A 23,794-nucleotide genomic window follows, 5' to 3' on the forward strand; every position below is an offset into this window, starting at 1 on the left:
CCGCCCTTATTTAAACTGTTTGAGGAAACGTAAGTCATTTTCGAAGAAAGCGCGAAGATCGGTAACGCCATAACGCAACATGGTCAGACGCTCCATCCCCATGCCAAAAGCAAAGCCGGAATAAACTTCTGGGTCGATGCCTACATTACGCAACACATTTGGGTGCACCATACCGCAACCCAATACTTCAAGCCATTTACCGTTTTTCCCCATTACGTCAACCTCTGCAGAAGGTTCAGTGAACGGGAAATAGGATGGGCGGAAGCGAATTTCCAGATGCTCTTCAAAGAAGTTGTTCAGGAAAGCATGCAGCGTCCCTTTCAAATTAGTGAAGTTGATATTGGTATCAACAATCAACCCTTCCATCTGGTGGAACATAGGGGTATGCGTCTGGTCGTAATCATTACGGTATACACGGCCTGGTGCGATAATGCGAATAGGCGGCTGCTTATCTTTCATGGTACGAATTTGTACACCAGAAGTCTGAGTACGCAGTAAGCGTGTTGCGTCAAACCAGAAAGTGTCATGGTCAGCACGGGCCGGATGGTGGCCTGGAATATTCAATGCATCAAAGTTATGGTAGTCATCTTCGATTTCCGGGCCAGTTGCCACTGTAAAACCGAGCTCACTGAAGAAACTCTCAATACGATCGATAGTCCGGGTGACAGGATGCAACCCGCCGTTTTCTATACGGCGCCCCGGTAATGAGATATCAATCGTCTCTTCGGCTAAACGCGCATTCAACGCGGCACTTTCCAGCGTCGACTTACGCGCATTAAGCGCTTCCTGAACCTGCTCTTTGGCCTCATTAATTACCGCACCAGCTGCCGGACGCTGTTCAGCGGGCAGTTCACGCAGGGTGGTCATCTGGAGGGTCAGGTGCCCCTTTTTCCCTAAATATTCGACGCGTACAATATCTAACGCGGCAACATCCTGGGCATCGTTTATGGCTGCTTTGGCATTGGCAACCAGCTCTGCGAGATGTGGCATGGTATTCCTCATATGCCGGCAAATTGCCGGATTAGTTAGTCTGACACGGAAACGAAACGCAAAAAAAAGCCTCCCGGAGGAGGCTTTCGGCGCTGTTTTTCGTTTCTTCTCTTACGCGCAAAGCCCCCCAAAGTCAGGCGCTAAAGTAAAAAAAGAAACGGAAAATAGCAGCATTCATGCTTGCAGTTACCTTATTCAGACGATCATTAAAGGCTAAGACTATTGAGCAATTAACCCGGGAAGAATCAATCAAACCAGCCAGTTAAAAATAAAAGAGGGAGCAATGCTCCCTCTGATAACGGGCTTACGCCAGTGCTACTTTCGCTTTCTCGACCAGAGCAGCAAATGCTACTTTGTCAAATACAGCGATGTCAGCCAGGATCTTACGGTCAATTTCAACAGAAGCTTTTTTCAAGCCATTGATGAATTTGCTGTAAGAGATACCGTTCTGACGAGCAGCGGCGTTGATACGTGCAATCCACAGCTGACGGAACTGACGTTTACGTTGACGACGGTCACGGTAAGCGTACTGACCAGCTTTGATAACAGCCTGGAAGGCAACACGGTAAACGCGTGAACGCGCACCATAATAACCTTTAGCTTGTTTGAGGATTTTTTTGTGACGAGCACGTGCAATTACACCACGTTTTACGCGAGCCATATTAGCTCTCCTGTTTTATATTCTGAAAAAATTAAAAGTAAACTTATGCGTACGGCAGACAAGCGATAACCAGACCCAGATCCCCTTTGGAAACCAGACCTTTTGGACGCAGGTGACGTTTACGTTTAGTAGACTTTTTGGTCAGAATATGACGCAGGTTAGCGTGCTTGCGCTTAAAACCGCCAGAAGCAGTCTTTTTGAAGCGCTTAGCGGCGCCGCGTACTGTTTTAATCTTTGGCATTTCTATTTCCACTTCGCATTGTTAAATAAACGAACCAGAAGGCGAACAACACTGCGGGGCTCACACCCCGCAGTAATGTTACTTGATGGCCTTACTGTTTCTTCTTAGGAGCAAGCACCATGATCATCTGGCGGCCTTCGATCTTCGTAGGGAAGGATTCGACCACTGCCAGTTCACTCAGATCGTCACGGACGCGGTTAAGCACTTCCATACCAATCTGTTGGTGTGCCATTTCACGACCACGGAAACGCAGTGTGATTTTGGCCTTGTCTCCATCTTCCAGAAAGCGAACCAGGCTGCGGAGTTTTACCTGATAGTCGCCATCATCGGTCCCAGGTCGAAATTTAATTTCTTTAACCTGGATAACTTTTTGTTTTTTCTTCTGTTCCTTAGAAGATTTACTTTTTTCGTAGAGGAACTTGCCGTAGTCCATTATACGGCAAACAGGCGGTTCGGCATTGGGACTGATTTCAACGAGATCAGCACCTGCTTCTTCGGCTTTTTCTAAAGCTTCATTCAGATTGACAATACCAATCTGCTCGCCGTCTAGACCTGTAAGACGAACCTCAGTAGCACGAATTTCTCTATTTATACGATTTGGACGCGCCGGTTGGACTCTTTTTCCGCCTTTAATACTTTATTCCTCCAGTTGAGAGAGATTGCGGCTGCGAATTTCATGTTGCAGCTTTTCAATCAATTCGTTTACGTCAATACTTCCCAAGTCAACGCCACGGCGGGTACGCACGGCTACTTTACCGGACTCTACCTCTTTATCGCCACAGACCAACATGTAAGGGACACGACGCAACGTGTGTTCTCTGATTTTAAAGCCAATCTTCTCATTTCTCAAGTCTGCTTTTACACGAATGCCCGCATTTTGGAGTTTTCGTGCTAATTCGCTGACATATTCAGACTGGCCATCAGTGATATTCATCACTACCACTTGCACCGGAGCAAGCCAGGTTGGAAAGAAACCGGCAAACTCTTCGGTAAGAATACCGATGAAACGTTCCATGGAGCCGAGAATAGCGCGGTGAATCATCACCGGAACCAGGCGCTCATTATTTTCACCAATATATGACGCATTTAAACGCGTTGGTAACGAGAAATCAAGCTGAACAGTACCACACTGCCAGGCCCTGTCCAAACAGTCATACAGGGTAAACTCAATTTTCGGACCATAAAACGCCCCTTCCCCCGGTTGTAAATCAAACGGGATATTGTTCTCTTCCAGGGCTGCCGCCAGGTCAGCTTCAGCGCGATCCCACATTTCATCGCTACCAATACGCTTTTCAGGACGGGTTGATAATTTCACCACGATCTTTTCAAAACCGAAGGTGCTGTACATGTCATAAACCATGCGGATACAGCTGTTCACTTCGTCACGTACCTGATCTTCGGTACAAAAAACGTGAGCATCATCCTGGGTGAAACCACGCACACGCATCAGGCCGTGCAACGCACCTGATGGTTCGTTACGATGGCAGCTACCAAATTCGGCCATACGCAACGGCAAATCACGGTATGACTTCAGACCCTGATTAAAAATCTGTACATGACCGGGGCAGTTCATCGGCTTGATGCAGTATTCACGGTTCTCAGACGAAGTCGTAAACATGGCATCTTTATAATTATCCCAGTGGCCTGTTTTTTCCCACAGTACACGGTCCATCATAAATGGCCCTTTCACTTCCTGGTACTGATACTCTTTCAGCTTAGAACGAACAAAAACTTCCAGTTCACGGAAAATAGTCCAGCCATCATTGTGCCAGAACACCATACCCGGTGCTTCTTCTTGCATATGATAGAGATCAAGCTGCTTACCGATTTTACGGTGATCACGCTTGGAGGCTTCTTCCAGACGTTTCAGGTAAGCATTCAGTTGCTTTTTGTCAGCCCAGGCCGTGCCATAAACGCGCTGTAACATTTTATTGCTACTGTCGCCACGCCAGTATGCCCCAGAGGTTTTCTGCAGTTTAAAATGATGGCAGAAACGCATATTGGGCACATGTGGGCCACGGCACATATCAACATATTCTTCATGATGGTACAGACCCGGCTTATCATCATGGCTGATATTCTCATCAAGAATAGCAACCTTGTAGGTTTCACCACGATTGACGAATGTATCTCGGGCTTCTTGCCAGCTCACCTTTTTCTTGATGACATTGTAGTTTGTTTCGGCAAGCTCGTGCATCCGCTTTTCGAGACGCTCGAGATCTTCCTGTGTCAGGGTATGGTCCAGATCAATATCATAATAAAAACCATTATCAATGACCGGACCGATCGCCATTTTCGTATTCGGCCAGAGCTGTTTGATTGCATGTCCGAGCAAGTGAGCACAAGAGTGGCGGATTATTTCGATCCCAGCTTCATCTTTCGCTGTAATGATACCCAGTTGTGCATCATGCTCAATCAGATCACAGGCATCGACGAGTTGACCATCGACGCGTCCGGCAATACAGGCTTTCGCCAGACCCGGGCCGATGTCCATTGCGACATCCATCGGGCTAACAGCTTGTTCGTAATGGCGTTGGCTACCATCAGGAAGTGTAATAACAGGCATTTAAAATCCTTATTTGCAGTGGTGACCCCCACGCAAGATCACATACAAACTATAAATTTGTTTTATAACAATAAATTGCGAAACCATTTAACCAACAATCGCTAAATTGGTACACAATTTGGTATATGAGTGCAATGCCGGGAGAAGCCCCAGTTACTGCATCTGACAGCCATAATGTTAGCACTAACGCCAGGGGGAATGAATATTTTATATAAGAACCGCATTTCCAACAGGACGTTGCCCATTATCCCTGGGCAGGTAACCGACGGAGACCCGGTTATGTAACGAGGAGATAAGCGTTTCAAACCCGACATCGACTGGACTAAAAATAACCCAGGCTGGTTATCCGCTCAGACAGCAGAGGATACCGCGTTCTTGTCTTCTCCCCTCCCCCTCAATTTGCACCTCCTTTTATGACCCCGCTCCCGTCGGGAATATTTTACTGTATTACCAATAATGCAGGCCTGCCCCCGTGTGTCATGTAATACGGCACTAACGGTCAATGTGTATGACAAACAGTAAAACCTTTTATTTGTATTAAAAATAATATCAATGAATATCATTGATGACTTTCATGCCAAAACAACCAAAAAGGAGCATCAATAGGTAAAGACGGCTGTTCATTGCCCATACCTGATCGCAACATACCATGAGTACACAACAGGGTGATCAATGAATAAAATCCATAATGTAATTATCAGGCATGTCTGCATAATATTAACCCCTTATCTTCAGCAGGATAATTCCGTGATACTGACGAAAATACTGACCTCAGCAATAAACCAATCGCATCAGGCACTATTCAATCAAACAATGGAAGTCTCAATTAATCTGAACATCAGGGTATTAATACTAAAAAACGCCAATTAAATCGCTTCAGACAGAAACACAGCACCATGATGAATCACTTATTTTAAGTGATGGACTTGAATTCCTTCCCAGGGTAATCGGAGAGCAATTATGCAATCGCTATAATAATTTACTTTCAATAATAATTATTCGGTGAGTGATATTTTCATTTCTGGCACCATTCGGAATGGTCGAACAGTAAAATGTAAAAATACAAGCTCACCTGTCTCAATGAATATCATATATATCAAAAAACACATTTATGAATACGAAAAATATATTTAGACAGAGTAAAATATCCTTCTCCATTTTATCTTTTTTGGCTCTCAGCACCATAAGCGCCGACGCAACCCCTGTGCCAAAAGAACAGAAGGGAAACGTGGCAATAAAGGACAATAAACCAGAAGATATGCTGACTATCCATGCCGGTGAAACAACACACATCGACAATCAAGTCAATAATATTACAATTTCTGACGGGCATCTTAACATTCACCCAGGAGGGCTCGTTCGGGGTAATATCGAGGCTTACGGTGCACATGCTCAGGTCTATTTAAATGGCAGCACTATCGAAGGTAATGTTATCTTACACTCATTAGATGATGATGTATTTTACCCCTTAACGAGAACACTTAATATTCAAGACGCGAATATTACAGGCAATAGCCATAATTCTGCGATCACAGTAAAAGAGAGTAGCGTCTTTATTAATAATTCCCGGATAGAGAACCATACAGGAACGGGTATTACATTAATAAAGCCGACTGTAAACGGCATGTCATCGCCGAGCACAGGAAGATTTTATGGTTCAGATAGTTATATGAACCACAGTAGTATTACGGATGCAAAAAACAGTATTGCAGTACTGCGTAACAGTACGGTGAGTTCAAATAGTAATGGTGCGTACATCACTGATGGCAACATGCATATTTTTAACTCTAAAATCAATAGCGCCAGTTATTCCGGTATGATTTTTAATGGTGGGGAACTTGTGGTCTCTGGTGATTCAGGTATTTATGGTAATAATAGCCACCCGGGTCTGACACTGGTTAATGAACAAGCCGGAAAATATATCAGTAATCATGTGATCATCGATAATTCTACAGTCTATTCAAAATATAATGCGGCTATAGCAATTTACTCCAGTGACCCGAATGAAAATGATGATATTGATTTTGATAACTACTCTATGAATGATGCATGGGTGGATATTGATGAAGAGTCATTAAACAGTTTTATAAGTTACTATTCAAATGATACAGAAAGTGATAATTCGGAGGAAACAGCCAGCGAATATTCAGATGATACGACAAGCGAACATCTGGACAGCAGCACAACAATTATACTACGTAATAACGCACGGGTTATTAGCGATAACCATTTTGTTGCACATTCAATGAGCCATCTGCCAGTCAGTATGCAGCTTACAGACAGCACGATTTCAGGTTGCATAAAATCGGATCCAGGGGCGGAATTTTCTTTACATCTCGATCAGAATGCTGCTTTTGATGGCTATGCAAAGAATATAACTAATATAGATTTAGCGCCACATTCGGTTTGGCAAATGACTCAGAACTCTGATGTGGAGAATATTAATAACGCTGGTGATATTTTACTCTCAGAGGGAAATTCCGCCGTTAATGAATTACTCATCAGAAATAGTTACACTGGAAATCATGGCTTGCTTACCTTTAATGTAAAATTAGCAGATGATACTTCAATATCAGATAAATTAACTATTCTTGGTGATACTTCCGGTATCACCACCGTCAGGATCAATAATATCGGGGGCACTGGAGACGCCACAGTCAATGGGATTGAGATCATCTCAGTAAGGGGGCTTTCTGATGGTATTTTTAAACAATCAGGCCGTATTGTTGCTGGTGCTTATGATTATTCACTGGTTCGTGGAAAAGAAAGTCTATCTAAAAACTGGTATCTCACCAGTCAACCTTCTGCGGCTCAAACTGTGTTAACTGATACACTCACTGGGCTAACTGATGCACATATTGAACATCCTGAGGCAGAGATGTATACCCTGCGACCGGAGGCAGCAAGCTATATTACAAACCTGAATACCGCTAACAGATTGTTTCTCACTACGATGAATGACCGTGCTGCTAAAACACAATACCGGGATAGTGTCACAGGTGAAAAAAGAATGAGTAGTTTGTGGTTACGCCAGCTCGGTAACCATAACAGCTGGCATGACAGTGACGACCAGCTAAAAACCAAGAGCACGAGCTATGTTACTCTATTAGGTGGCGATATCGGCGAGTGGAGTCCTGACAGTGTTAACCGTGTCCGTCTCGGCCTCATGGCAGGCTATGGTAAAAGTCAGAGTAAGACCCGTTCTTCAGTGACCCATTACCATTCAAAGGGCTCCATCAGCGGTTACAGCATCGGGGCTTACGGTACCTGGTTTACCAATGACAATAATAAAACCGGTCTTTATGTGGATAGCTGGTTGCAATACAACTGGTTTAATAACCAAGTAAATGGCCAGGAACTGACAAAAGAACATTACAAGTCTGAAGGCATAAACGCATCAGTTGAGGCGGGTTACACCCTGAAAATGGCTAATTTGGATGACAAGAAAAAGGGACAAAAACACATCATTACACAAGCTCATAGCCAGGCAACATTGATGAACGTAAAAGCTAAAGACCACCGTGAAATCAACAATACACGAGTCAGCAGTAGTGGTCAGGCCAATATTCAGACACGCCTTGGTGTCAGAGCTTATTTGGAAAGTAGTCATGGAACAGATAAGGATAAACGCCACGGATTTGAACCCTTCATTGAAACAAATTGGCTACATAACACCCGTAATTTCAGTGCCACCATGGATGGTAATCGTATTACTCTGGCAGGCGATCGTAATATCGGTGAAATAAAAATTGGTATGTCCGGTGATATTAGTTCAAATATTCACCTGACAGGGAACATCAGCACCCAGACAGGCGATAAAGGTTATAACAACACTTCGCTATCATTAGGGGCAAAGTACAACTTTTAATTCCTGGGAGATCAACGTAGTCAGCCAGATTACCCCCGTACTCACAGATTAAACGTCCTGATTCAGGTCCTGTGAGTACGTCGGGGCTATTTCAACGGTCTCTTCTTCATTGCAGCGTTTTTGTTGAATATCTGCCGATTTCTGTCGATACCATTACACGTCCGGGAATCGGCTCCGGGCGAAATACCCACTTATTTGGCAGAACAAATATATTGAAGTTCCCCGTTTATGCGGCAATGGCAGAATAACATTCCAGCTATGTATTACCCTTCCCGGATGATTAAAATCTGTGAACATCAGCAGCCCATCTCCAGAATGTTACCCCAGATGAACAGGTTATTTAATACCATAAATTGTCCTGATGCAGCGTGCCGACTGTGTTCATGTTAACAACGCTCCCTGCTATCCTGAATACCGTCCCACAGCAAAATATGTTCCTTTTTATGCTTCTGAAAAATAGCTTATGACTTACGTGCCGACTTCCATAATAAGGCGTAAAATAGTTCCTATTATTTCTCATACAATAAGAGCGGAAAATGAAAACTCACTTCTTAGTTATATTTTTCAACTCGTTACGTGAATATTTTTAAGTTTTACTCACATTGACTGCTCAAATTAGTTTACCGGTTAATAGTTTGAAACACATGTAACTGTTTCACGCTTGAGTTACTGCCTGATTTATTAGGATAATTATTGAATGTAAAACACAATCTTTTTATCACTGAGATCCTAATGTCTAGTCACAAGCATAACTATATATGCCACTTCATATATCATCGGCATAATTCAGCAATGCGAGAATGTCAAAAAAATGGTCAGCCTGAATAACGACCATCATCATACACCGCCACAAATGGATATTTTCACTGTTATTTATGTTCGTCTGACCCATTACTAATTTTCTACCCTATGGTCAGGGTAGTTCGCCGCTGATTTATATTTAATGTCAGTAGTCACATTAAATAATATCAGTTCCCCAATGTGGGTTAAGTATCAAAAAAACATGTGTAAGAAAGGAGATCTTCACTATGCCATAAAAATTAGCGTATCTTAATTGAAAAAACGAGAAAGTGATATGACACTTGGAAGATAATAATGATCCGTCATCTATTTACTCTCGATCATCGCTATCCACAGAAAATAAAATCAAGTGTTTATTAATTCACATATTTAAAATGTAGTGGAAACTACTCTTATGATTAAAATTAAAAATATCAAAAAAAATAGGTTGTCTATTTTTTTAACACCTTTATTCACATTAACTATGGTATCAGCCCATGCCGTACAGCCACCGCCGCCACCGCCGCCGCCACCTATTTACGTCCCTGGATCTTCAGAGAGTCCTGAAACCTCAGATAATTCTGCAATCTCAGAACGCCCTACGACTTCCCGAGCAGCCAATTCATATCAGACACAGCCCCGCCTCGTGGGTGATATAGGTTCCATCCTGGGAGACGCAAGGCATACTCACCCAATGCTTGATAATGTTGATAATGTTGATAATGTTGATAATGGCGGCGTATCATCCCAGAGTAGCTCGAAAACTGCCACGCCAAGTAATCCTGTAAAAGTAACGAAGGAACGTCTGGAAAAACGCTTCAGTGAGCAATCTATTGCCAACGGGCTGTCTGCAAAAACTGAACCTCAGGCGCAAAATGCACCTCAACATAAAAAGAAGCCTTCGGAGGGCTTCTTACGTAAGAAGGCAATAATTGAACAACACCTCGGTGGTTCAAGCACAGTACCCAGACCGCGAACCTCTGCCTTACGCCCATCATTAACACTGCGTATCAACGACGATATCAGCACACCATCGACTGCAAGGAGCGGGCGTTTAATCAACAACGACGCCTTATCAAATCCCTTGCCTCACCATGTGCCCCATGCCACATCAGAACGGCCTGCCAGCAATGACGCCATTCTTCCATTCCATACGCCACATCATGCACCAGAGCAGCCTGGCAGCGATGACGCCATTCTTCCATTCCATGCGCCACATCATGCACCAGAGCAGTCCGGCAGCGATGACGCCATTCTTCCGTTCCATTCGTCACATGATGCACCAGAGCAGCCTGGCAGCGATGAAGCTATCCTTCCACGCCATGAGCCGCTTATGGCACCGACAACAGGCGCGGATGATCATCCACCAGCCAATGGCAGGGAAACGGTGGCGGACGATGGCAATAATCACCCCGTCGCCAAACCGGACATGGTGCAACACACTGTGCCATACGTTCAGCCAAAGTCTGCCCTTACCAGCCCGTTGGTACTGCATCCAGTCACGGCCAGTTATATTGCCAACTTAAATGCAGCCAATACGCTATTTATCACCACAATGAATGATCGCACAGGTAAAGCACAGTATACCGATGCCCTTACCGGCGAGAAAAAAATCTCCAGCTTATGGTTACGTCAAACTGGCCGTCATAGCCGCTGGCGCGATACTCATGATCAGCTAGCAACCCAAAGCAATAGCTACGTCACACAGTTAGGGGGAGATGTTCTGCAATGGGGCTCCGATGGTTTCAGTCACGGGCATATTGGTTTAATGGCGGGGTATGGAAAAAGTCATAATAAGACAACGTCTTCAATGAGCCCCGATTCTTCAAAAGGCTCGATTCATGGCTACAGTGTTGGGGGGTACGGGACATGGTTTGCTAATGATACAGACAAGTCTGGCCTGTATGTCGACAGCTGGCTGCAATATGGCTGGTTTACCAATCACGTGGATGGGCAAAACCTCAGCAAAAGCCAGTATAAATCCAAAGGCTTTACTGCTTCTATTGAAACGGGATATACCCTTAAAATACGTGAACTTACCAAAAAACAGGAAGGCCTTAAGCAGTGGTTTATTCAGCCTCAGGCTCAAGTGACCTGGATGGGGGTTAAGGCAAATGCGCACCGTGATACGAATAATATGCAAATCAGCAAGGGGAAAGATAATATTCAAACCCGTCTGGGTGTCAGAACCTATTTAAAAGGGCAGCACGCGATGGACCGGAGTAAACACCGCGAATTCGAACCTTTTGTTGAAATCAACTGGATACATAACACTCATGATTTCAGTGCCACTTTCAACGATGCTCAGGCAACCCAGGCCGGTTCTCGAAATACCGCTGAAGTCAAAGTGGGTATTGCGGGGAATATCAACGCTAAAGTGAGCCTGTGGGGCCATATTGGCACACAAGCAGGTAACAAAGGTTATAGCAATAACACCCTCAACCTGGGCATTAAATATAACTTTTAATTTCAGATAGTTAATTAACCTTATGCCCATAGACGATTCAGTCCTCAGTTTTGAGTACGCAGATGTCTATGGGTATTCCAGAAAGGAGACGCAGGGATTCACGTTTCCTGACGCTTCTCTGCCCTTTTAGCATTATCTGTTTTTTCTGGCCTCATCATTTTTAGCACAACACTCGCGATGATCGCCACACTGCCCCCAATCATCGTTTCATAAACTCGCGAGAAGGGCAGTAAATAGGTTGGGTCATGAAGAAACTCCGTCTCTTCAAGAAGTAGTAATACGAACACAGTAATTGCGAAAGTTTTCGCGGTATAGTTCAGCTTTAAGAAACTCGGTAGTAAAAACACCACTACAGCCAGAATAAAGAAATAAAGTGTAATATGGGTGAAACTTACCAGATTAAACAGCACAATAATAAATAACGCCCCCAGGATGCTTCCGATAAATCTCAGGCAAGTCGTTTTTAAAATATCCAGCTCTTTCGGTCTTAACAGAACAATAAAAGTGAGAGGTGCCCAGTATGCGCGATACAGATTGAGGGAATCAGGCAGTGCCAGGCTTAAAAAAAGAAAAGCACTATAGACTACAGCCCGTAACAGAATATGTTTTTCCCCGGTATAAATTTGTCTGGCAAAAAGACCATTTCTAAATGCACTGGTATCAAAATGTTTGCGTTTTAACAGTGCCAGACAGGACAAACTAATGGTGATACCCGTAATATAGGCCAGCGGCAGATCAATGCTCGCACTGGATAATGTCGTACCAAGGCAGGAAAATATAATCAAAAAAGGCACGGTACGATCAAAGTAAAGATCTTTGTTGTAGACAATATAGTAAATACAGGATACGCAGAACAGATAAAAATAAAAGCCAACCGAGAGCTTTAACAAAAAGCCCAGTGCAGCCCCTGCAAGGACCAGCAGTAGCAGGCACCAAATATAAAATACATTTCCTTCTTCAGATTTTGCCTCATAAATAATATGCGTGAAAAGTACAGTGATCACGCCAAACACTGCACCAATAACGCCAAAAAACGTTGAACATACCAGACTATTTAGTATTGCTGTGATTAAAAAAACACCGTTATTGCGAAAACTAATCTGCATGTCATCCCCTTGATGTTACCCGCGTCTTTTCCCCCTGGTGCCAATAATGCAAACCAGTACGAATTATTTGTTCAACAGATCTCTCGATATTCAACCTAACCGACGCTTTCCCATGATACAAGAGCCAATAACAGGGTTAGCCCAACCGCTGGCAGATAATAAAAAATAACAGGCCAGATTTACTCGCTAAAAAAGCCGGAATATTTCCGGCTTAGCGTCACTACATTTTGTACCCAAGCGTAATTTGAGTACGCTTATCAGTGCGATCAGGTGCGGATGCAGGGGGTTCTGAATTCCAGGTAATGTAATACCCTATTTTCAGCCCAAAGTTTTCATTGATAGCCACATCAACAGCGGTTTCGGTATTCACTGTGCTGTCATCTGCCCCAAAGAACGAGACCCCTTGGGTAAATTTGGCATTATCAGTAAACTGCCAATTGTAGATAACAGACGCATAGCCCAGCCCCTGCGTTTTATGACCACCATCAACATATTCGTCATAACGAACACCAGGACCGGCTTCCAGACGCAAGAAATGCACTGGCCCTGCCAAAACCTGGCGACCATAACCCGCAGTAAAAATATCACGTGCATGGTAACCATTGAAACGATCACTTAACCAGCTGGCCTGACCAAAAAGGTAGTTACTGTCTGACAAATTGTAACGACCACGCCCACCAACAGAATATTTTTCTGAAGAACGGACATCATTAGAAGAAGTATTGCTCGCACTCCCCCATAGTGACCATGCCGTCACTTGTTGATACCACGTCATATTGGTATTAGCGGTCAATGAGGAACTTTTGGTGTTCCCTGATTGAGCCAGATAGCCCGCATTAATATTACCGCCAAAATCCTTCTTCGCTGTGGCCGGGTCATCCATGACAGAAAACACGGAATCATCTGCCCAGGCAAGATGACTTAAAAACGTTCCTCCAGTCAGGAGGAGTGCTACCGGTACTGTCTTTAAAAGCTTCATTTATTAATCCATACAACACGAAAAAGATAACCGTAAATATTCGGCATGTTTCACAGGAGCCACGGATGATGGCGCGGGGAAGGAGAGCGATTATAAAAAAGCCCCGGGCACTTAGCAATGAGATCTTCATAACAATTTTTATCACAGGGTGATTTAAAAATTGTTTATTTTCATGTGGATATGTACTTATTACTTCTTATGCTAACCATCCTGTCAGTCAGCTTTTACCGTTATTATGTCTATGGCTATCTCCGGTAACCAGACAATGTCTGGATGCCTTGTGCTTCCATGCTTTAAGAATAGAATGCACGGGTTTGTTCTGCGCCACCGTAATGAAACAATCAGTATGATATAAATCATGATAACTGTGCGTTCTGTCGCGGTTAGCCCGGCTTAAGCACGATAATCTGCTGATAATCTGGTCATTCGAGAGGTGTTCCACATGTGGCAAGCCATTCATCGTTTATTAGGCGAACAGTTAGGTGAAGCCAGGGCCTTACCGCCAACGCCGGTGCCAGGAGCTCAGAACCACACTACGTGGCACCTGCATTATGGACAGCATGAAATTTTTGTCAAAAGTGACAGCCATGAGATGTTACCGCTATTTATTGCTGAGGCGGATCAACTCTCTCTACTGGCTCGCAGTAACACCGTCAGAGTGCCTGCTGTTTGGGCAACAGGTTCCGACAGGGATAACAGTTTCTTACTGCTGGAATATCTCCCGGTAAAATCTTTAGATCACCACAGTGCCTATCAACTTGGACAGCAGTTGGCACACCTTCATCAGTGGAGTGATCAGCCCCAGTTTGGTCTCGACTTCGACAATGCGTTGTCAACAACGTTACAGCCGAATATGTGGCAACGCCGTTGGTCGACCTTTTTTGCCGAGCAACGCATCGGTTGGCAGCTGGAAATCGCTGCTGAAAAAGGTATCGAATTCGGGGACATAGACACCATTGTTGATAACATAAAACAGGCCCTTGCCTCGCATCAGCCGCAACCCTCTTTGCTGCATGGCGATTTGTGGGCCAACAATTGTGCTCAAGGGCCTGATGGACCCTTTATCTACGATCCTGCCTGTTACTGGGGCGACAGAGAGTGTGATTTAGCGATGCTGCCCTTGTCCCCTGCCCAGCCGCCACATATTTATGATGGTTACCAGTCTGTCTCCCCCCTGCCTCCGGGATTTATTGAAAGACAGCCAATTTATCAGCTTTATACGCTGATAAATCGGGCTGTCGTTTTTGGCGGGACGAATATTGCGGTTGCCCAGGAAAAACTACGGCAGGTTTTGTCCCGTTAACTATCAGATAAAGCCCAGCAAACGGAAGAAAAAATAGCCGATGACCAGCACAATGACCGGTAAAATATAGAGCGGGAAGATCTGTACCAAAAAAGTGTGATGAGGGGCGTTAATTTTCGCATCAAGTTGCTGCTTGCTCAGTCCCTCTTCACCTTTAGCATGCTCAATAATCAGCTGATCCTGGACACTCTCTCGTAAAAATTTTGCCTGTCTTGCCATTCTTGCGCCCGAATCTTTGAGCGCCAGACCAATGAAAATCAAGGCAAAAACGATCCAAAAAGTGATGTTAGCCTGATGACGGAAATCCACTGCGGGTGAATTTTCCCAGAATACATTCAGGAACGGTGTATTGAAACGAATCATGTCAATCATTACATGAATAAAGTCCAGCATTACCGCATTGATGCCGTCTTGTTTCTCGCTGTGTGCATACATAAATTTCATTACAGAAATTAATGTTGAAAGCAACGCAGGAATAAAAATCACCCAACCAACAATGCGTTTTAACCAGGCAATACGTCCAGATTGTTGATACGTCATGAACTCCCCTTTATTAAAGACGTAACATGTCAGTTGAATTCTACCTTGTATCCCTCTTTTCGCCCAGGCTTTACAGGTTAAATTCGCAAAAGTGACAGAGTGTTGTATTGTCTGAGGGCTGAATTTTAAAAAACGTTGAATGATATTGACCAAGGGAGATCTCTGATGGCAAGCACGCACCTGATCCATGCAGCAATTTTTGATATGGATGGCTTACTGATTGATTCTGAACCACTTTGGGAATTAGCTGAATACGAAATCATGTCTACTTTAGGGGTTGATGTTTCAAGACGTCATGAGCTCTCAGAGACCCGGGGGTTGCGTATTGATGTGGTGGTTGATCTGTGGTTTAACCTGGCCCCCTGGCGCGGTCCTTCTTGTGCGGAAGTCACCGCCCGTGTTATCCAGCGAGTCGTTGAATTAGTGGAACAAAGACGCCCGCTCCTGCCCGGTGTAGAACACGCCCTGACTCTCTGCAAAGAACAGGGACTGAAGGTGGGCCTGGCTTCAGCCTCCCCGCTGCCGATGCTGGAACGGGTATTAGATATTTTTAAGCTGCGCAGCTATTTTGATACTCTCGCTTCCGCCGAACATCTCCCCTACAGTAAACCCCATCCACAAGTTTATCTGAATGCCGCCGCGCAACTGGAAGTTTCTCCTCTGCATTGTGTCGCATTGGAGGATTCAGTTAATGGCATGATTGCCTGTAAAGCCGCCCGCATGCGATCCATTGTGGTCCCCGTTACTGAAAGCCGTAATGATCCTCGCTGGAGCCTGGCAGAGATCAAGCTCAACTCACTGGAACAACTCTCTGCTAATGATTTAGCCGGTTAATATAAGGAACGGGGTGTTGGTCACCCCATTTCAGACCGGAAAAATGAAAACAGTATTTCTGCTATTTTCTGCCTGGTGATCGTTGGCGCCCCTGGAATAACTTACTCTTTGTTATTTGGCACCTTTCAAATGAAATGTTACAGCGTCACCTCTTTCGTATACTGTATAAAAACCCTATACTGGACGAATCGACAGTTCTTGTTTGGGTTGTACTATGACGGCGGAAGGCCACCTGCTTTTTTCGATTTCACTTGCGGTATTTGCTAAAAATGCTGAACTGACGCCTGTCCTGGCACATGGAGACTGGTGGCACATCATTCCTTCAGCCATTTTGACTTGCCTGCTGCCTGATATCGATCACCCTAAATCATTTCTTGGGCAACGAGTAAAGTGGATATCAAAGCCGGTGGCTCGAATGTTTGGGCATCGTGGCTTTACCCATAGCCTGCTCGCCCTCTTCGCGGGGCTGGCTTTATGTTATATTAATGTCCCTGACAACGGTATTATTCCCGCTGATGCCCTGCAGGGGATGGTGCTGGGTTATGTCAGCCACATCATCGCCGACATGCTTACCCCTGCTGGGGTTCCATTATTATGGCCCTGCCGCTGGCGCTTTCGTTTCCCGATTATCAGGCCGCAAAAAGGGAACCAGCTGGAACGTGTATTATGCATGGCTCTATTCAGTTTTGCCGTCTGGATGCCTCATAATGTTCCAGAAAACCATGTTGTACGCTGGTCATCCCAAATGATTAATTCATTGCAGACAACCTTTAATAGTTTATTAAGCCAACGATTTGAGTGAAAAATAAACTATCACTTTTGGGTATAATCAATTACTTTTGAGTATATAGCCGGCCATTTGCTTCTGATAATATATCATGTAAATACAGCATGATATTCCGCTGTATAACAATAAATCAGGAGATATTGGGATGAGCTTTCCGCTTATAGCGAACATTGCGGTGTTCGTCGTTTTGCTATTGTTACTTGCGCAAAGCAGCAAGAAACAGTGGAGCCTGGCAAAAAAGGTTCTGGTCGGTTTAGTGATCGGCGTATTGTTTGGTTTTGGGTTACACGTTATTTACGGTGCTGGCAGCCCGATAATCAAAGAGTCTATTCAGTGGTTTAATATTGTTGGTAATGGATATGTTCAGTTACTGCAAATGATCATCATGCCACTGGTCTTCGCCTCTATTTTGAGTGCGGTGGCAAAATTACATAATGCGTCGTCACTGGGTAAGATCAGTTTTCTGACCATAGGAACACTGCTGTTTACCACCCTGATTGCCGCATTGGTTGGTGTTCTGGTGACCAATCTGTTTGGTCTGACCGCATCAGGCCTGGTACAAGGCACAGCTGAGAATGCTCGCCTGGCAGCCATTGAGTCTAATTACATCTCGAAAGTTTCTGACTTAACCTTACCACAGCTGATTCTGTCATTCGTGCCGAAGAATCCGTTTGCCGACCTGACGGGAGCCAACCCGACATCGATTATTAGTGTCGTCATTTTTGCTGCATTCCTTGGTATTGCCGCACTTAAACTGCTCAAAGATGATGCACCAAAAGGTGAACGCGCCTTAATGGCAATAGAAGTGATTCAGAGCTGGGTAATGAAACTGGTCCGTCTGGTGATGCAGCTGACACCTTACGGCGTTATGGCACTGATGACCAAAATGGTTGCCAGTTCCAATATTGAAGATATTATTAAACTGGGCAGTTTCGTTGTAGCATCCTATCTTGGCCTGGGCATCATGTTTGTGGTTCACGGATTACTGCTGGCCCTCACTGGTGTGAGTCCACTCAAATTCTTCCGTAAAGCAGGACCGTTACTGGCCTTTGCCTTCACGAGTCGTTCCAGCGCCGCCAGTATTCCATTGAATATTGAGACCCAGACGCGTCGCTTAGGTATCCCTGAATCTATCGCCAGTTTTTCTTCTTCTTTTGGTGCCACTATTGGTCAGAATGGTTGTGCCGGGCTGTACCCGGCAATGCTGGCGGTGATGGTTGCCCCTACGGTGGGAATTAACCCTTTAGACCCATTGTGGATTGCCACCCTGGTCGGTATTGTCACTATCAGTTCTGCCGGTGTGGCCGGTGTTGGCGGGGGGGCGACTTTCGCAGCGCTGATTGTCTTACCTGCTATGGGGTTACCCGTTACGCTGGTCGCCTTACTGATCTCTGTTGAGCCATTAATTGATATGGGCAGAACCGCACTTAATGTAAGTGGCTCGATGACTGCGGGCACGATCACCAGTCAGTTAATGCGCCAGACAGATAAATCGATTCTTAACAGTGAAGATGATGTCGAACTGGTTCAGCGCTAATTGGCATTCATCATGTTAAGTGGAATGGTGGTTTTATAAGAATAAAAGCCACCATATCTGAAACAGCCATTAATCCCCCCTGCCAATAGTGTATTGACAGGGGGGTTATTTAGTATTTAAAAAAATCACTTTTTATCTTAAATCAAACCATCTGTCGAAATTCGCTATTTAGCACCTGCATACTGTAGTGTTTAATAAAATTAAATTCAGGTTCATTAATGATGTCTGGTGGAATAATATCTAATACGCCGGGGGCATTCAGCACGGTGGCAATATCTTTTCTCAGACTGTTGATATTTGCATTGGGTGAATTGATATTAGCCATGATCCGCGCACCTGTTGTTGCTAATGAAATGGATTTAAAATATCCAACTTTAGCAATGATTTTATGCCTGCCGATAGTTTCCACTCTCACCTGCATCCTGTCTAACAGATCGATCACCGAATGAAAATAATGGTTGTCCAGTAATTTTTTTTTCTGTTCGGCGGTAATACTTTCTGATACTAAAATGGCCTGATGCCTGACTGAAATGCTCTGCTGCTCTGGTGGTGCTGGCGGATATTCATTCATGCAGTCGTGCCAAACGTCGTCAGTTTCAGTGCAGTCATGCCAGTCATCATCCACTTCGTCACAATCGCTCCAATCATTCTGGGTTGTACGATGAATATCGTCAGTTCTGGGTCGCGAAAGAATGACCTCTTCATTAATTTTATAGATGTCGTTATCGTTATTTCTGTCGATAATAAATCTATTCCTGCACCCTGGTGAAGCTAACTGCTTCAACTGAATAAACGTCTCTCTGATATCTTGTTCAGACATTTGAAACTGTTCATGATGGTAGAGCCGGTAGATACAGTTAAGTGCCTCATCCTGGCGAGTTGAACAAAAAAAGTGTTTGATTTTCTCCCATAGACTCATCTCTGGTGGTAATGCGTTTTCCTTTATATTATGTAATCGTTCAAGGCTAATTTCTGCATTGAGGAAACCACTTCCAACACTAAATGACATAGCTCTGCTCCTTGAAACAATATCACGTTATTATCAATTATCGTCACAGATGTGTGATGGAGATAATATAGGTGGAGTCAGGGGGAATTACTTATTAAAATCGCCATTATCTGAATACTGATATCTCATACTGGTCCTGAAATTAAATATACTTCGCTGCGAATGTTATTTTTTAAAAAGTACAGCCAATGAGATGATTACATAATTCGCTCGTTCAATCTCCATATTCCTGGACGAGGTATTCTTATTATGGGTGAACAGGAAAACGGTGGGTCAATACCCCACCCTCAGCATTGCCTGAATAATCAAAACAACAGTTAGACAAAGGGAATGGTAATAAAGAATCAATGCATCTGACGAGCACTTACTGCATTAACGCTATTTTCTGACAGTAACCCGTATGGGTAATTACCAGTCCTCGCCATCCTGCCTTGTCTGATTAGCCCAGCGTTGTGCTGATTCGGGATACGCAAAAACAGGGGACTGTTTGAACGTATCCCCCAACAATACAAAGGCCACATACTGCCCCCGTATTTGATACACATCTTGATACCCTTCCAGCCGCTGTGCATGAACTGGCGGGCTGGGTTCAACTCGTGGCTTGTAGCTAATAACTGGGCGAGTGCTTGCCTGGCGTAGTGGTTTCATAAGTAACAATGATTTAATAAGTTCAGGAAACGACATGGCTATAATACCGGGAAATGAGCCGTCCTTGAAGTGCGGTGTCTCAATACATTTTCTGCGTGATGCGCCTTACCCGATCATGCCAGGAATAATCACATGGTTTCACGCTACAGTCAGAGTGGCGGGCACAAAAAAGGCCACCCACTGGGTGACCGTTGTCGCGTATTTCGGGGACTACTTTTTCGCCTGTGGATCAGTGTCATATTCAGCACAGGTCTGATAGCCTGAGTTCATCACATGCCCGGTATCATTCAGCGCGACAAAGTAGGTATCAATCTTGCCGTTACGTTCACCAAGGATATACGTCTGACAAGACCCCCGGGCATGAGTCAGTGTCACCTCTGATGCAGGTTTCCCTGCAAGTTGCAGGACTTGATCACGGCTCATGCCTTTTTTCACATCTTTGACCACCGGTTCCGTGACTAAGTCTTTGGTACGATCATAGGCCGTACACCCTGCCAGCAGGCTAACCAATGCAGCACTTGCGATCAAAGCAGCAAATTTCTTGTTCATGATATGTCCTTATTCTGTTGGTCTGTTACGTAAAAACTGCTTATTAGCCTGGAATAGAAAAGGCTATTTTTCAACTTATTGGTGCTGATAAGTATAAATTCCGTGCACAACATATAAGTTTTCGTTCTGAAACATATTAAAAATAACGCCGAGGGGCGGCGTTAACCGCTTGCAGCTTGTCGTTTTAGTGACAAACAGGTAGCTTTACTGTTCGGAGGTTTATACCTGCACGTTGCAGGTAATCCGCAACCGGAGGTATTAATGAGTCTGCAACAGACAATTATTCAGGCATTAGGGGTTAAGCCAGAGATAGATAGCGCCCAAGAGATCCGTCTGAGCGTGAACTTCTTAAAGTCCTACTTGACCACCTATCCGTTTATCAAATCACTGGTGCTTGGTATCAGTGGCGGTCAGGACTCAACCCTTACCGGTAAACTTTGCCAGATAGCTATCAGTGAGCTGCGCGCTGAAACCGGGGACACTGGCTATCAATTCTTTGCGATACGTTTACCTTTTGGTATCCAGGCTGATGAAAGCGACTGCCAGGATGCCATCAATTTTATCCAGCCCGATAACGTACTGACGGTCAATATCAAAGCCGCCGTTCTCGCCAGTGAACAGGCGCTACGCGATGCAGGTATTGAGCTGAGTGATTTTGCGCGAGGCAATGAAAAAGCCCGTGAACGAATGAAAGCGCAATACAGCATTGCCAGTATGAAACAAGGTGTGGTGGTCGGAACTGACCATGCCGCAGAAGCCATTACCGGCTTTTATACCAAATATGGCGATGGGGGCACCGATATCAATCCCATTTTCCGCCTGAATAAACGCCAGGGTAAAACCCTGCTGAAAACATTGCTCTGCCCGGAGCACCTCTACTTAAAAACGCCCACGGCTGATTTGGAAGATGACAGACCCTCACTGCCTGATGAAGTGGCCCTGGGTGTCACCTATCAACAGATCGATGATTACCTGGAAGGTAAGCAACTGGATGCAGCCAGTCAAAAAACTATTGAAAACTGGTATCTGAAAACGGAACATAAGCGCCGTTTGCCCATCACCGTTTTTGATGATTTTTGGAAGAAATAAATTTTCTGTTTGCCCAAGTCTGTTATCAGCCTTGGGCAACCTTCATCTGAATAACCGATATCCCCCCCAGTGTTCTGGTAACCGGCTCCGTGAATACGGGGCAGTTAAAATACAGAAAAAAACGTCTGTGCGGTGTCCGTTCTGCCTTACTGGTTGTTTTAGAGATAATTATGAGCTCATCTTCTCGTTCCACGGCGATTGGTCTGATCGCTATTCTGTTGTGGAGTACGTCAGTCGGTCTGCTACGCAGCATCAGTGAACACTTTGGTGCAACTGGTGGTGCTGCATTGATTTATACGGTCAGTGCCATCTGCCTGTCTGTTTCCCAGGGACTGCCAAAAATCAGCATAATCCCACGGCGTTATTTATGGTCTGGTGGGATCCTCTTTGTCTGTTATGAGATCTGCTTCGCTCTGGCTATAGGTTTGGCCGAAACGCGAGCTCAGGCACTGGAGCTGGGATTAATTAATTATCTCTGGCCCTGCCTGACCATTGTGATGTCGCTGTTTATTAATGGTCAGCGTAGTCGTGTCTGGCTCTGGCCCGGACTGATACTGACCCTCGCAGGCGTTATGCTGGTGATGCAGGATAGCGGCGGCGGTTCCCTGCCAGCAATGTGGCACAATATTGAACGCAACCCACTGCCTTATAGTTTAGCCTTTACGGCGGCAATCGCCTGGGCGTTGTACTGTAATCTGACACGCCGTATTAGCGAGGGTCACAGTGGCGTTAACTTATTCTTTTGCGCCACAGCCATCGTGTTATGGATAAAATATTCCGTGACTCAACAGCCCCCTATTAGCTTTTCTGTCAGCGCAACACTCCAGTTACTGTTTATGGGGATTTCAACGGCAGTGGCTTACTCTGCATGGAACCTGGGAATACAGCGGGGCAATATGACATTGCTGGCAACAACATCCTATTTTACCCCGGTGAGTTCGGCGCTCATCGCCAGTCTGTGGCTTGGTCTGCGCCCTGGATTGCCATTCTGGCAAGGGGTTATGATGGTGGTGGGCGGATCACTGATTTGCTGGCTGGCAACGCGCAATTACAGTGCATCACCCAGTCAGCCCCAGGAGCCATAACAACACCAGCTGATTTAACCCGTGGGGATTTATTATGTGCCGGGTATCGGGTATTTTTCTGGCCGCCACTCTGTAGTCCTGTTGATGACGGGGTGAGAGTGGCCGCTGATTAACGCCGGTGAGGGTCTCTGGCGTGCTGCCGGGGCATGGCCATTAAAGATAGGTTATTTCATTAAACAGTAGTTGCCCTTCGCTCTTCAGTAAACGCAGTGTATGGCTCCCCTCTCCCCACCAGGCCCCCTGATCCCGCCTTAATAGCTTATCTCCCAGCTGCCATTCGCCACTGAGGACAAAAATAACGCCACCACGTGAGGCCGTCGTTTTAAATGTGCGGTCTGCAACCCTGACTCGCGCCCGGCAACGGTCACGGCGCGTCATAATATTAAAATCAAGCGACATCCCCTGATTCAGCTCTGCTTTTACAGGCTGTTCACCCGCAAAAGCAAAGGGCTGATATCGCTTCAATGTATGACGGAATGCGCTCCCCCCATCAAGCACGACCTCACTGCCCTCCAGCATGGTGATGACGCGATCAATCTGAGGGATAACAGTGAATTCGCCACTGCTGGCAATAGAAGCAATACTGGCACGCCAGTTAAAATCTTTTCCCGTGGCGGGAAAGCAGCAAATTTCCCGGGTTTCTCCGGCACCATTGCGCCAAAGGCTAACCGGTACTTTTTGTAGGTCAAAAAAATCCATCATCACTCCTGGTGAATATCCTTTAATGAGCAAGGCTATAATCATGTTTATCGGCA

General features: G+C 45.1%; 21 protein-coding genes and 1 other annotated feature. Of the genes, 8 read left to right on the plus strand and 13 right to left on the minus strand.

Annotated features, from left to right (window positions below):
* Positions 1 to 6: 6 nt before the first annotated feature.
* The 6 genes from pheS to thrS all read right to left on the minus strand — a co-directional run bounded on the left by pheS (position 7) and on the right by thrS (position 4,458).
* Positions 7 to 990, minus strand: coding sequence for a phenylalanine--tRNA ligase subunit alpha (pheS, locus tag JK154_RS03890; RefSeq protein ID WP_211991191.1), 984 nt, complete (start codon positions 988 to 990; stop codon positions 7 to 9).
* A 59-nt stretch (positions 991 to 1,049) separates the two neighbouring features.
* Positions 1,050 to 1,173 (minus strand) — a sequence feature (Phe leader region).
* Positions 1,124 to 1,168 carry a pheST operon leader peptide PheM gene (gene pheM / locus JK154_RS03895; protein WP_106120997.1) on the minus strand — a complete coding sequence of 15 codons (45 nt, stop codon included), beginning with the start codon at positions 1,166 to 1,168 and terminating at the stop codon, positions 1,124 to 1,126. (Overlaps the previous feature by 45 nt.)
* Positions 1,174 to 1,294: 121 nt before the next feature.
* The gene (gene rplT, locus JK154_RS03900) at positions 1,295 to 1,651 is read right to left on the minus strand and encodes a 50S ribosomal protein L20 (RefSeq protein ID WP_211991192.1); all 357 of its coding nucleotides are present in this window, start codon (positions 1,649 to 1,651) and stop codon (positions 1,295 to 1,297) included.
* Positions 1,652 to 1,694: 43 nt separating this feature from the next.
* Positions 1,695 to 1,892, minus strand: a complete 198-nt coding sequence (rpmI, locus tag JK154_RS03905) for a 50S ribosomal protein L35 (RefSeq protein WP_010275699.1) — start codon at positions 1,890 to 1,892, stop codon at positions 1,695 to 1,697.
* A gap of 91 nt (positions 1,893 to 1,983) precedes the next feature.
* The gene (gene infC, locus JK154_RS03910; RefSeq protein ID WP_211991357.1) at positions 1,984 to 2,526 is read right to left on the minus strand and encodes a translation initiation factor IF-3; all 543 of its coding nucleotides are present in this window, start codon (positions 2,524 to 2,526) and stop codon (positions 1,984 to 1,986) included.
* A gap of 3 nt (positions 2,527 to 2,529) precedes the next feature.
* Positions 2,530 to 4,458, minus strand: coding sequence for a threonine--tRNA ligase (thrS, locus tag JK154_RS03915; RefSeq protein ID WP_211991193.1), 1,929 nt, complete (start codon positions 4,456 to 4,458; stop codon positions 2,530 to 2,532).
* Positions 4,459 to 5,569: 1,111 nt separating this feature from the next.
* On the opposite strand from thrS, the gene JK154_RS03920 reads away from it, so the two are divergent.
* Together JK154_RS03920 and JK154_RS03925 are read left to right on the plus strand one after the other, a co-directional pair.
* Positions 5,570 to 8,326, plus strand: coding sequence for an autotransporter outer membrane beta-barrel domain-containing protein (locus JK154_RS03920; protein ID WP_211991194.1), 2,757 nt, complete (start codon positions 5,570 to 5,572; stop codon positions 8,324 to 8,326).
* Positions 8,327 to 9,800: 1,474 nt separating this feature from the next.
* Positions 9,801 to 11,573, plus strand: coding sequence for an autotransporter outer membrane beta-barrel domain-containing protein (locus tag JK154_RS03925; protein WP_249215760.1), 1,773 nt, complete (start codon positions 9,801 to 9,803; stop codon positions 11,571 to 11,573).
* A gap of 98 nt (positions 11,574 to 11,671) precedes the next feature.
* Here the strand turns inward: JK154_RS03925 and JK154_RS03930 are convergent, their stop codons facing one another.
* Both JK154_RS03930 and JK154_RS03935 read right to left on the minus strand, forming a co-directional pair.
* A complete protein-coding gene (locus JK154_RS03930) occupies positions 11,672 to 12,679 on the minus strand; it encodes an FUSC family protein (RefSeq protein ID WP_211991196.1) in 1,008 nt (335 codons plus the stop codon).
* Positions 12,680 to 12,899: 220 nt separating this feature from the next.
* Positions 12,900 to 13,658 carry a DUF481 domain-containing protein gene (locus JK154_RS03935; protein WP_211991197.1) on the minus strand — a complete coding sequence of 253 codons (759 nt, stop codon included), beginning with the start codon at positions 13,656 to 13,658 and terminating at the stop codon, positions 12,900 to 12,902.
* Between the two features lie 442 nt (positions 13,659 to 14,100).
* On the opposite strand from JK154_RS03935, the gene JK154_RS03940 reads away from it, so the two are divergent.
* Positions 14,101 to 14,961, plus strand: coding sequence for a fructosamine kinase family protein (locus tag JK154_RS03940; RefSeq protein WP_211991198.1), 861 nt, complete (start codon positions 14,101 to 14,103; stop codon positions 14,959 to 14,961).
* A gap of 3 nt (positions 14,962 to 14,964) precedes the next feature.
* Here JK154_RS03940 and JK154_RS03945 read toward each other — a convergent pair whose 3' ends face one another.
* On the minus strand, positions 14,965 to 15,501 hold the full coding sequence (locus tag JK154_RS03945) for a YniB family protein (protein WP_211991199.1): 537 nt from the start codon (positions 15,499 to 15,501) through the stop codon (positions 14,965 to 14,967).
* A 165-nt stretch (positions 15,502 to 15,666) separates the two neighbouring features.
* Between JK154_RS03945 and hxpB the strand changes: the two genes are divergently transcribed.
* The 3 genes from hxpB to JK154_RS03960 all read left to right on the plus strand — a co-directional run bounded on the left by hxpB (position 15,667) and on the right by JK154_RS03960 (position 18,659).
* Positions 15,667 to 16,335, plus strand: a complete 669-nt coding sequence (gene hxpB, locus JK154_RS03950; RefSeq protein WP_211991200.1) for a hexitol phosphatase HxpB — start codon at positions 15,667 to 15,669, stop codon at positions 16,333 to 16,335.
* A 202-nt stretch (positions 16,336 to 16,537) separates the two neighbouring features.
* Complete coding sequence (locus JK154_RS03955) at positions 16,538 to 17,137, plus strand: metal-dependent hydrolase (protein ID WP_211991201.1); 600 nt, start codon at positions 16,538 to 16,540, stop codon at positions 17,135 to 17,137.
* A gap of 130 nt (positions 17,138 to 17,267) precedes the next feature.
* Positions 17,268 to 18,659, plus strand: a complete 1,392-nt coding sequence (locus JK154_RS03960; RefSeq protein WP_211991202.1) for an L-cystine transporter — start codon at positions 17,268 to 17,270, stop codon at positions 18,657 to 18,659.
* 142 nt (positions 18,660 to 18,801) lie between these two features.
* On the opposite strand, the gene JK154_RS03965 is transcribed toward JK154_RS03960, so the two are convergent.
* From JK154_RS03965 to osmE, 3 genes are all read right to left on the minus strand, one after another.
* Complete coding sequence (locus JK154_RS03965; protein WP_211991203.1) at positions 18,802 to 19,668, minus strand: hypothetical protein; 867 nt, start codon at positions 19,666 to 19,668, stop codon at positions 18,802 to 18,804.
* A gap of 408 nt (positions 19,669 to 20,076) precedes the next feature.
* Positions 20,077 to 20,316, minus strand: a complete 240-nt coding sequence (gene cedA, locus JK154_RS03970) for a cell division activator CedA (protein ID WP_211991358.1) — start codon at positions 20,314 to 20,316, stop codon at positions 20,077 to 20,079.
* 210 nt (positions 20,317 to 20,526) lie between these two features.
* Positions 20,527 to 20,865, minus strand: a complete 339-nt coding sequence (gene osmE / locus JK154_RS03975; RefSeq protein ID WP_211991204.1) for an osmotically-inducible lipoprotein OsmE — start codon at positions 20,863 to 20,865, stop codon at positions 20,527 to 20,529.
* A gap of 261 nt (positions 20,866 to 21,126) precedes the next feature.
* Here osmE and nadE point away from each other — a divergent pair, with 261 nt between their 5' ends.
* The gene (nadE, locus tag JK154_RS03980) at positions 21,127 to 21,954 is read left to right on the plus strand and encodes an ammonia-dependent NAD(+) synthetase (RefSeq protein ID WP_211991205.1); all 828 of its coding nucleotides are present in this window, start codon (positions 21,127 to 21,129) and stop codon (positions 21,952 to 21,954) included.
* A 167-nt stretch (positions 21,955 to 22,121) separates the two neighbouring features.
* Positions 22,122 to 23,039, plus strand: coding sequence for an aromatic amino acid DMT transporter YddG (yddG, locus tag JK154_RS03985; RefSeq protein ID WP_211991359.1), 918 nt, complete (start codon positions 22,122 to 22,124; stop codon positions 23,037 to 23,039).
* Positions 23,040 to 23,192: 153 nt separating this feature from the next.
* On the opposite strand, the gene ves is transcribed toward yddG, so the two are convergent.
* Entirely contained in the window at positions 23,193 to 23,738 is a 546-nt protein-coding gene (ves, locus tag JK154_RS03990) for an environmental stress-induced protein Ves (RefSeq protein ID WP_211991360.1), read from the minus strand.
* Between the last annotated feature and the right edge of the window lie 56 nt (positions 23,739 to 23,794).

Origin of the sequence: Citrobacter sp. JGM124 (genome assembly GCF_018257795.1) — a bacterium.
Lineage (GTDB): Bacteria > Pseudomonadota > Gammaproteobacteria > Enterobacterales > Enterobacteriaceae > JGM124.

Excerpts from the sequence above, each read along its gene's own strand:
- JK154_RS03935 (WP_211991197.1), bottom strand. The coding sequence starts at position 13,658 with ATGAAGCTTTTAAAGACAGTACCGGTAGCACTCCTCCTGACTGGAGGA.
- osmE (WP_211991204.1), bottom strand. The coding sequence starts at position 20,865 with ATGAACAAGAAATTTGCTGCTTTGATCGCAAGTGCTGCATTGGTTAGC.
- pheS (WP_211991191.1), bottom strand. The coding sequence starts at position 990 with ATGCCACATCTCGCAGAGCTGGTTGCCAATGCCAAAGCAGCCATAAAC.
- JK154_RS03920 (WP_211991194.1), top strand. The coding sequence starts at position 5,570 with ATGAATACGAAAAATATATTTAGACAGAGTAAAATATCCTTCTCCATT.
- rplT (WP_211991192.1), bottom strand. The coding sequence starts at position 1,651 with ATGGCTCGCGTAAAACGTGGTGTAATTGCACGTGCTCGTCACAAAAAA.
- JK154_RS03965 (WP_211991203.1), bottom strand. The coding sequence starts at position 19,668 with ATGTCATTTAGTGTTGGAAGTGGTTTCCTCAATGCAGAAATTAGCCTT.
- JK154_RS03930 (WP_211991196.1), bottom strand. The coding sequence starts at position 12,679 with ATGCAGATTAGTTTTCGCAATAACGGTGTTTTTTTAATCACAGCAATA.
- rpmI (WP_010275699.1), bottom strand. The coding sequence starts at position 1,892 with ATGCCAAAGATTAAAACAGTACGCGGCGCCGCTAAGCGCTTCAAAAAG.
- JK154_RS03960 (WP_211991202.1), top strand. The coding sequence starts at position 17,268 with ATGAGCTTTCCGCTTATAGCGAACATTGCGGTGTTCGTCGTTTTGCTA.
- nadE (WP_211991205.1), top strand. The coding sequence starts at position 21,127 with ATGAGTCTGCAACAGACAATTATTCAGGCATTAGGGGTTAAGCCAGAG.
- JK154_RS03940 (WP_211991198.1), top strand. The coding sequence starts at position 14,101 with ATGTGGCAAGCCATTCATCGTTTATTAGGCGAACAGTTAGGTGAAGCC.
- JK154_RS03925 (WP_249215760.1), top strand. The coding sequence starts at position 9,801 with ATGCTTGATAATGTTGATAATGTTGATAATGTTGATAATGGCGGCGTA.
- cedA (WP_211991358.1), bottom strand. The coding sequence starts at position 20,316 with ATGAAACCACTACGCCAGGCAAGCACTCGCCCAGTTATTAGCTACAAG.
- hxpB (WP_211991200.1), top strand. The coding sequence starts at position 15,667 with ATGGCAAGCACGCACCTGATCCATGCAGCAATTTTTGATATGGATGGC.
- JK154_RS03945 (WP_211991199.1), bottom strand. The coding sequence starts at position 15,501 with ATGACGTATCAACAATCTGGACGTATTGCCTGGTTAAAACGCATTGTT.
- ves (WP_211991360.1), bottom strand. The coding sequence starts at position 23,738 with ATGGATTTTTTTGACCTACAAAAAGTACCGGTTAGCCTTTGGCGCAAT.
- thrS (WP_211991193.1), bottom strand. The coding sequence starts at position 4,458 with ATGCCTGTTATTACACTTCCTGATGGTAGCCAACGCCATTACGAACAA.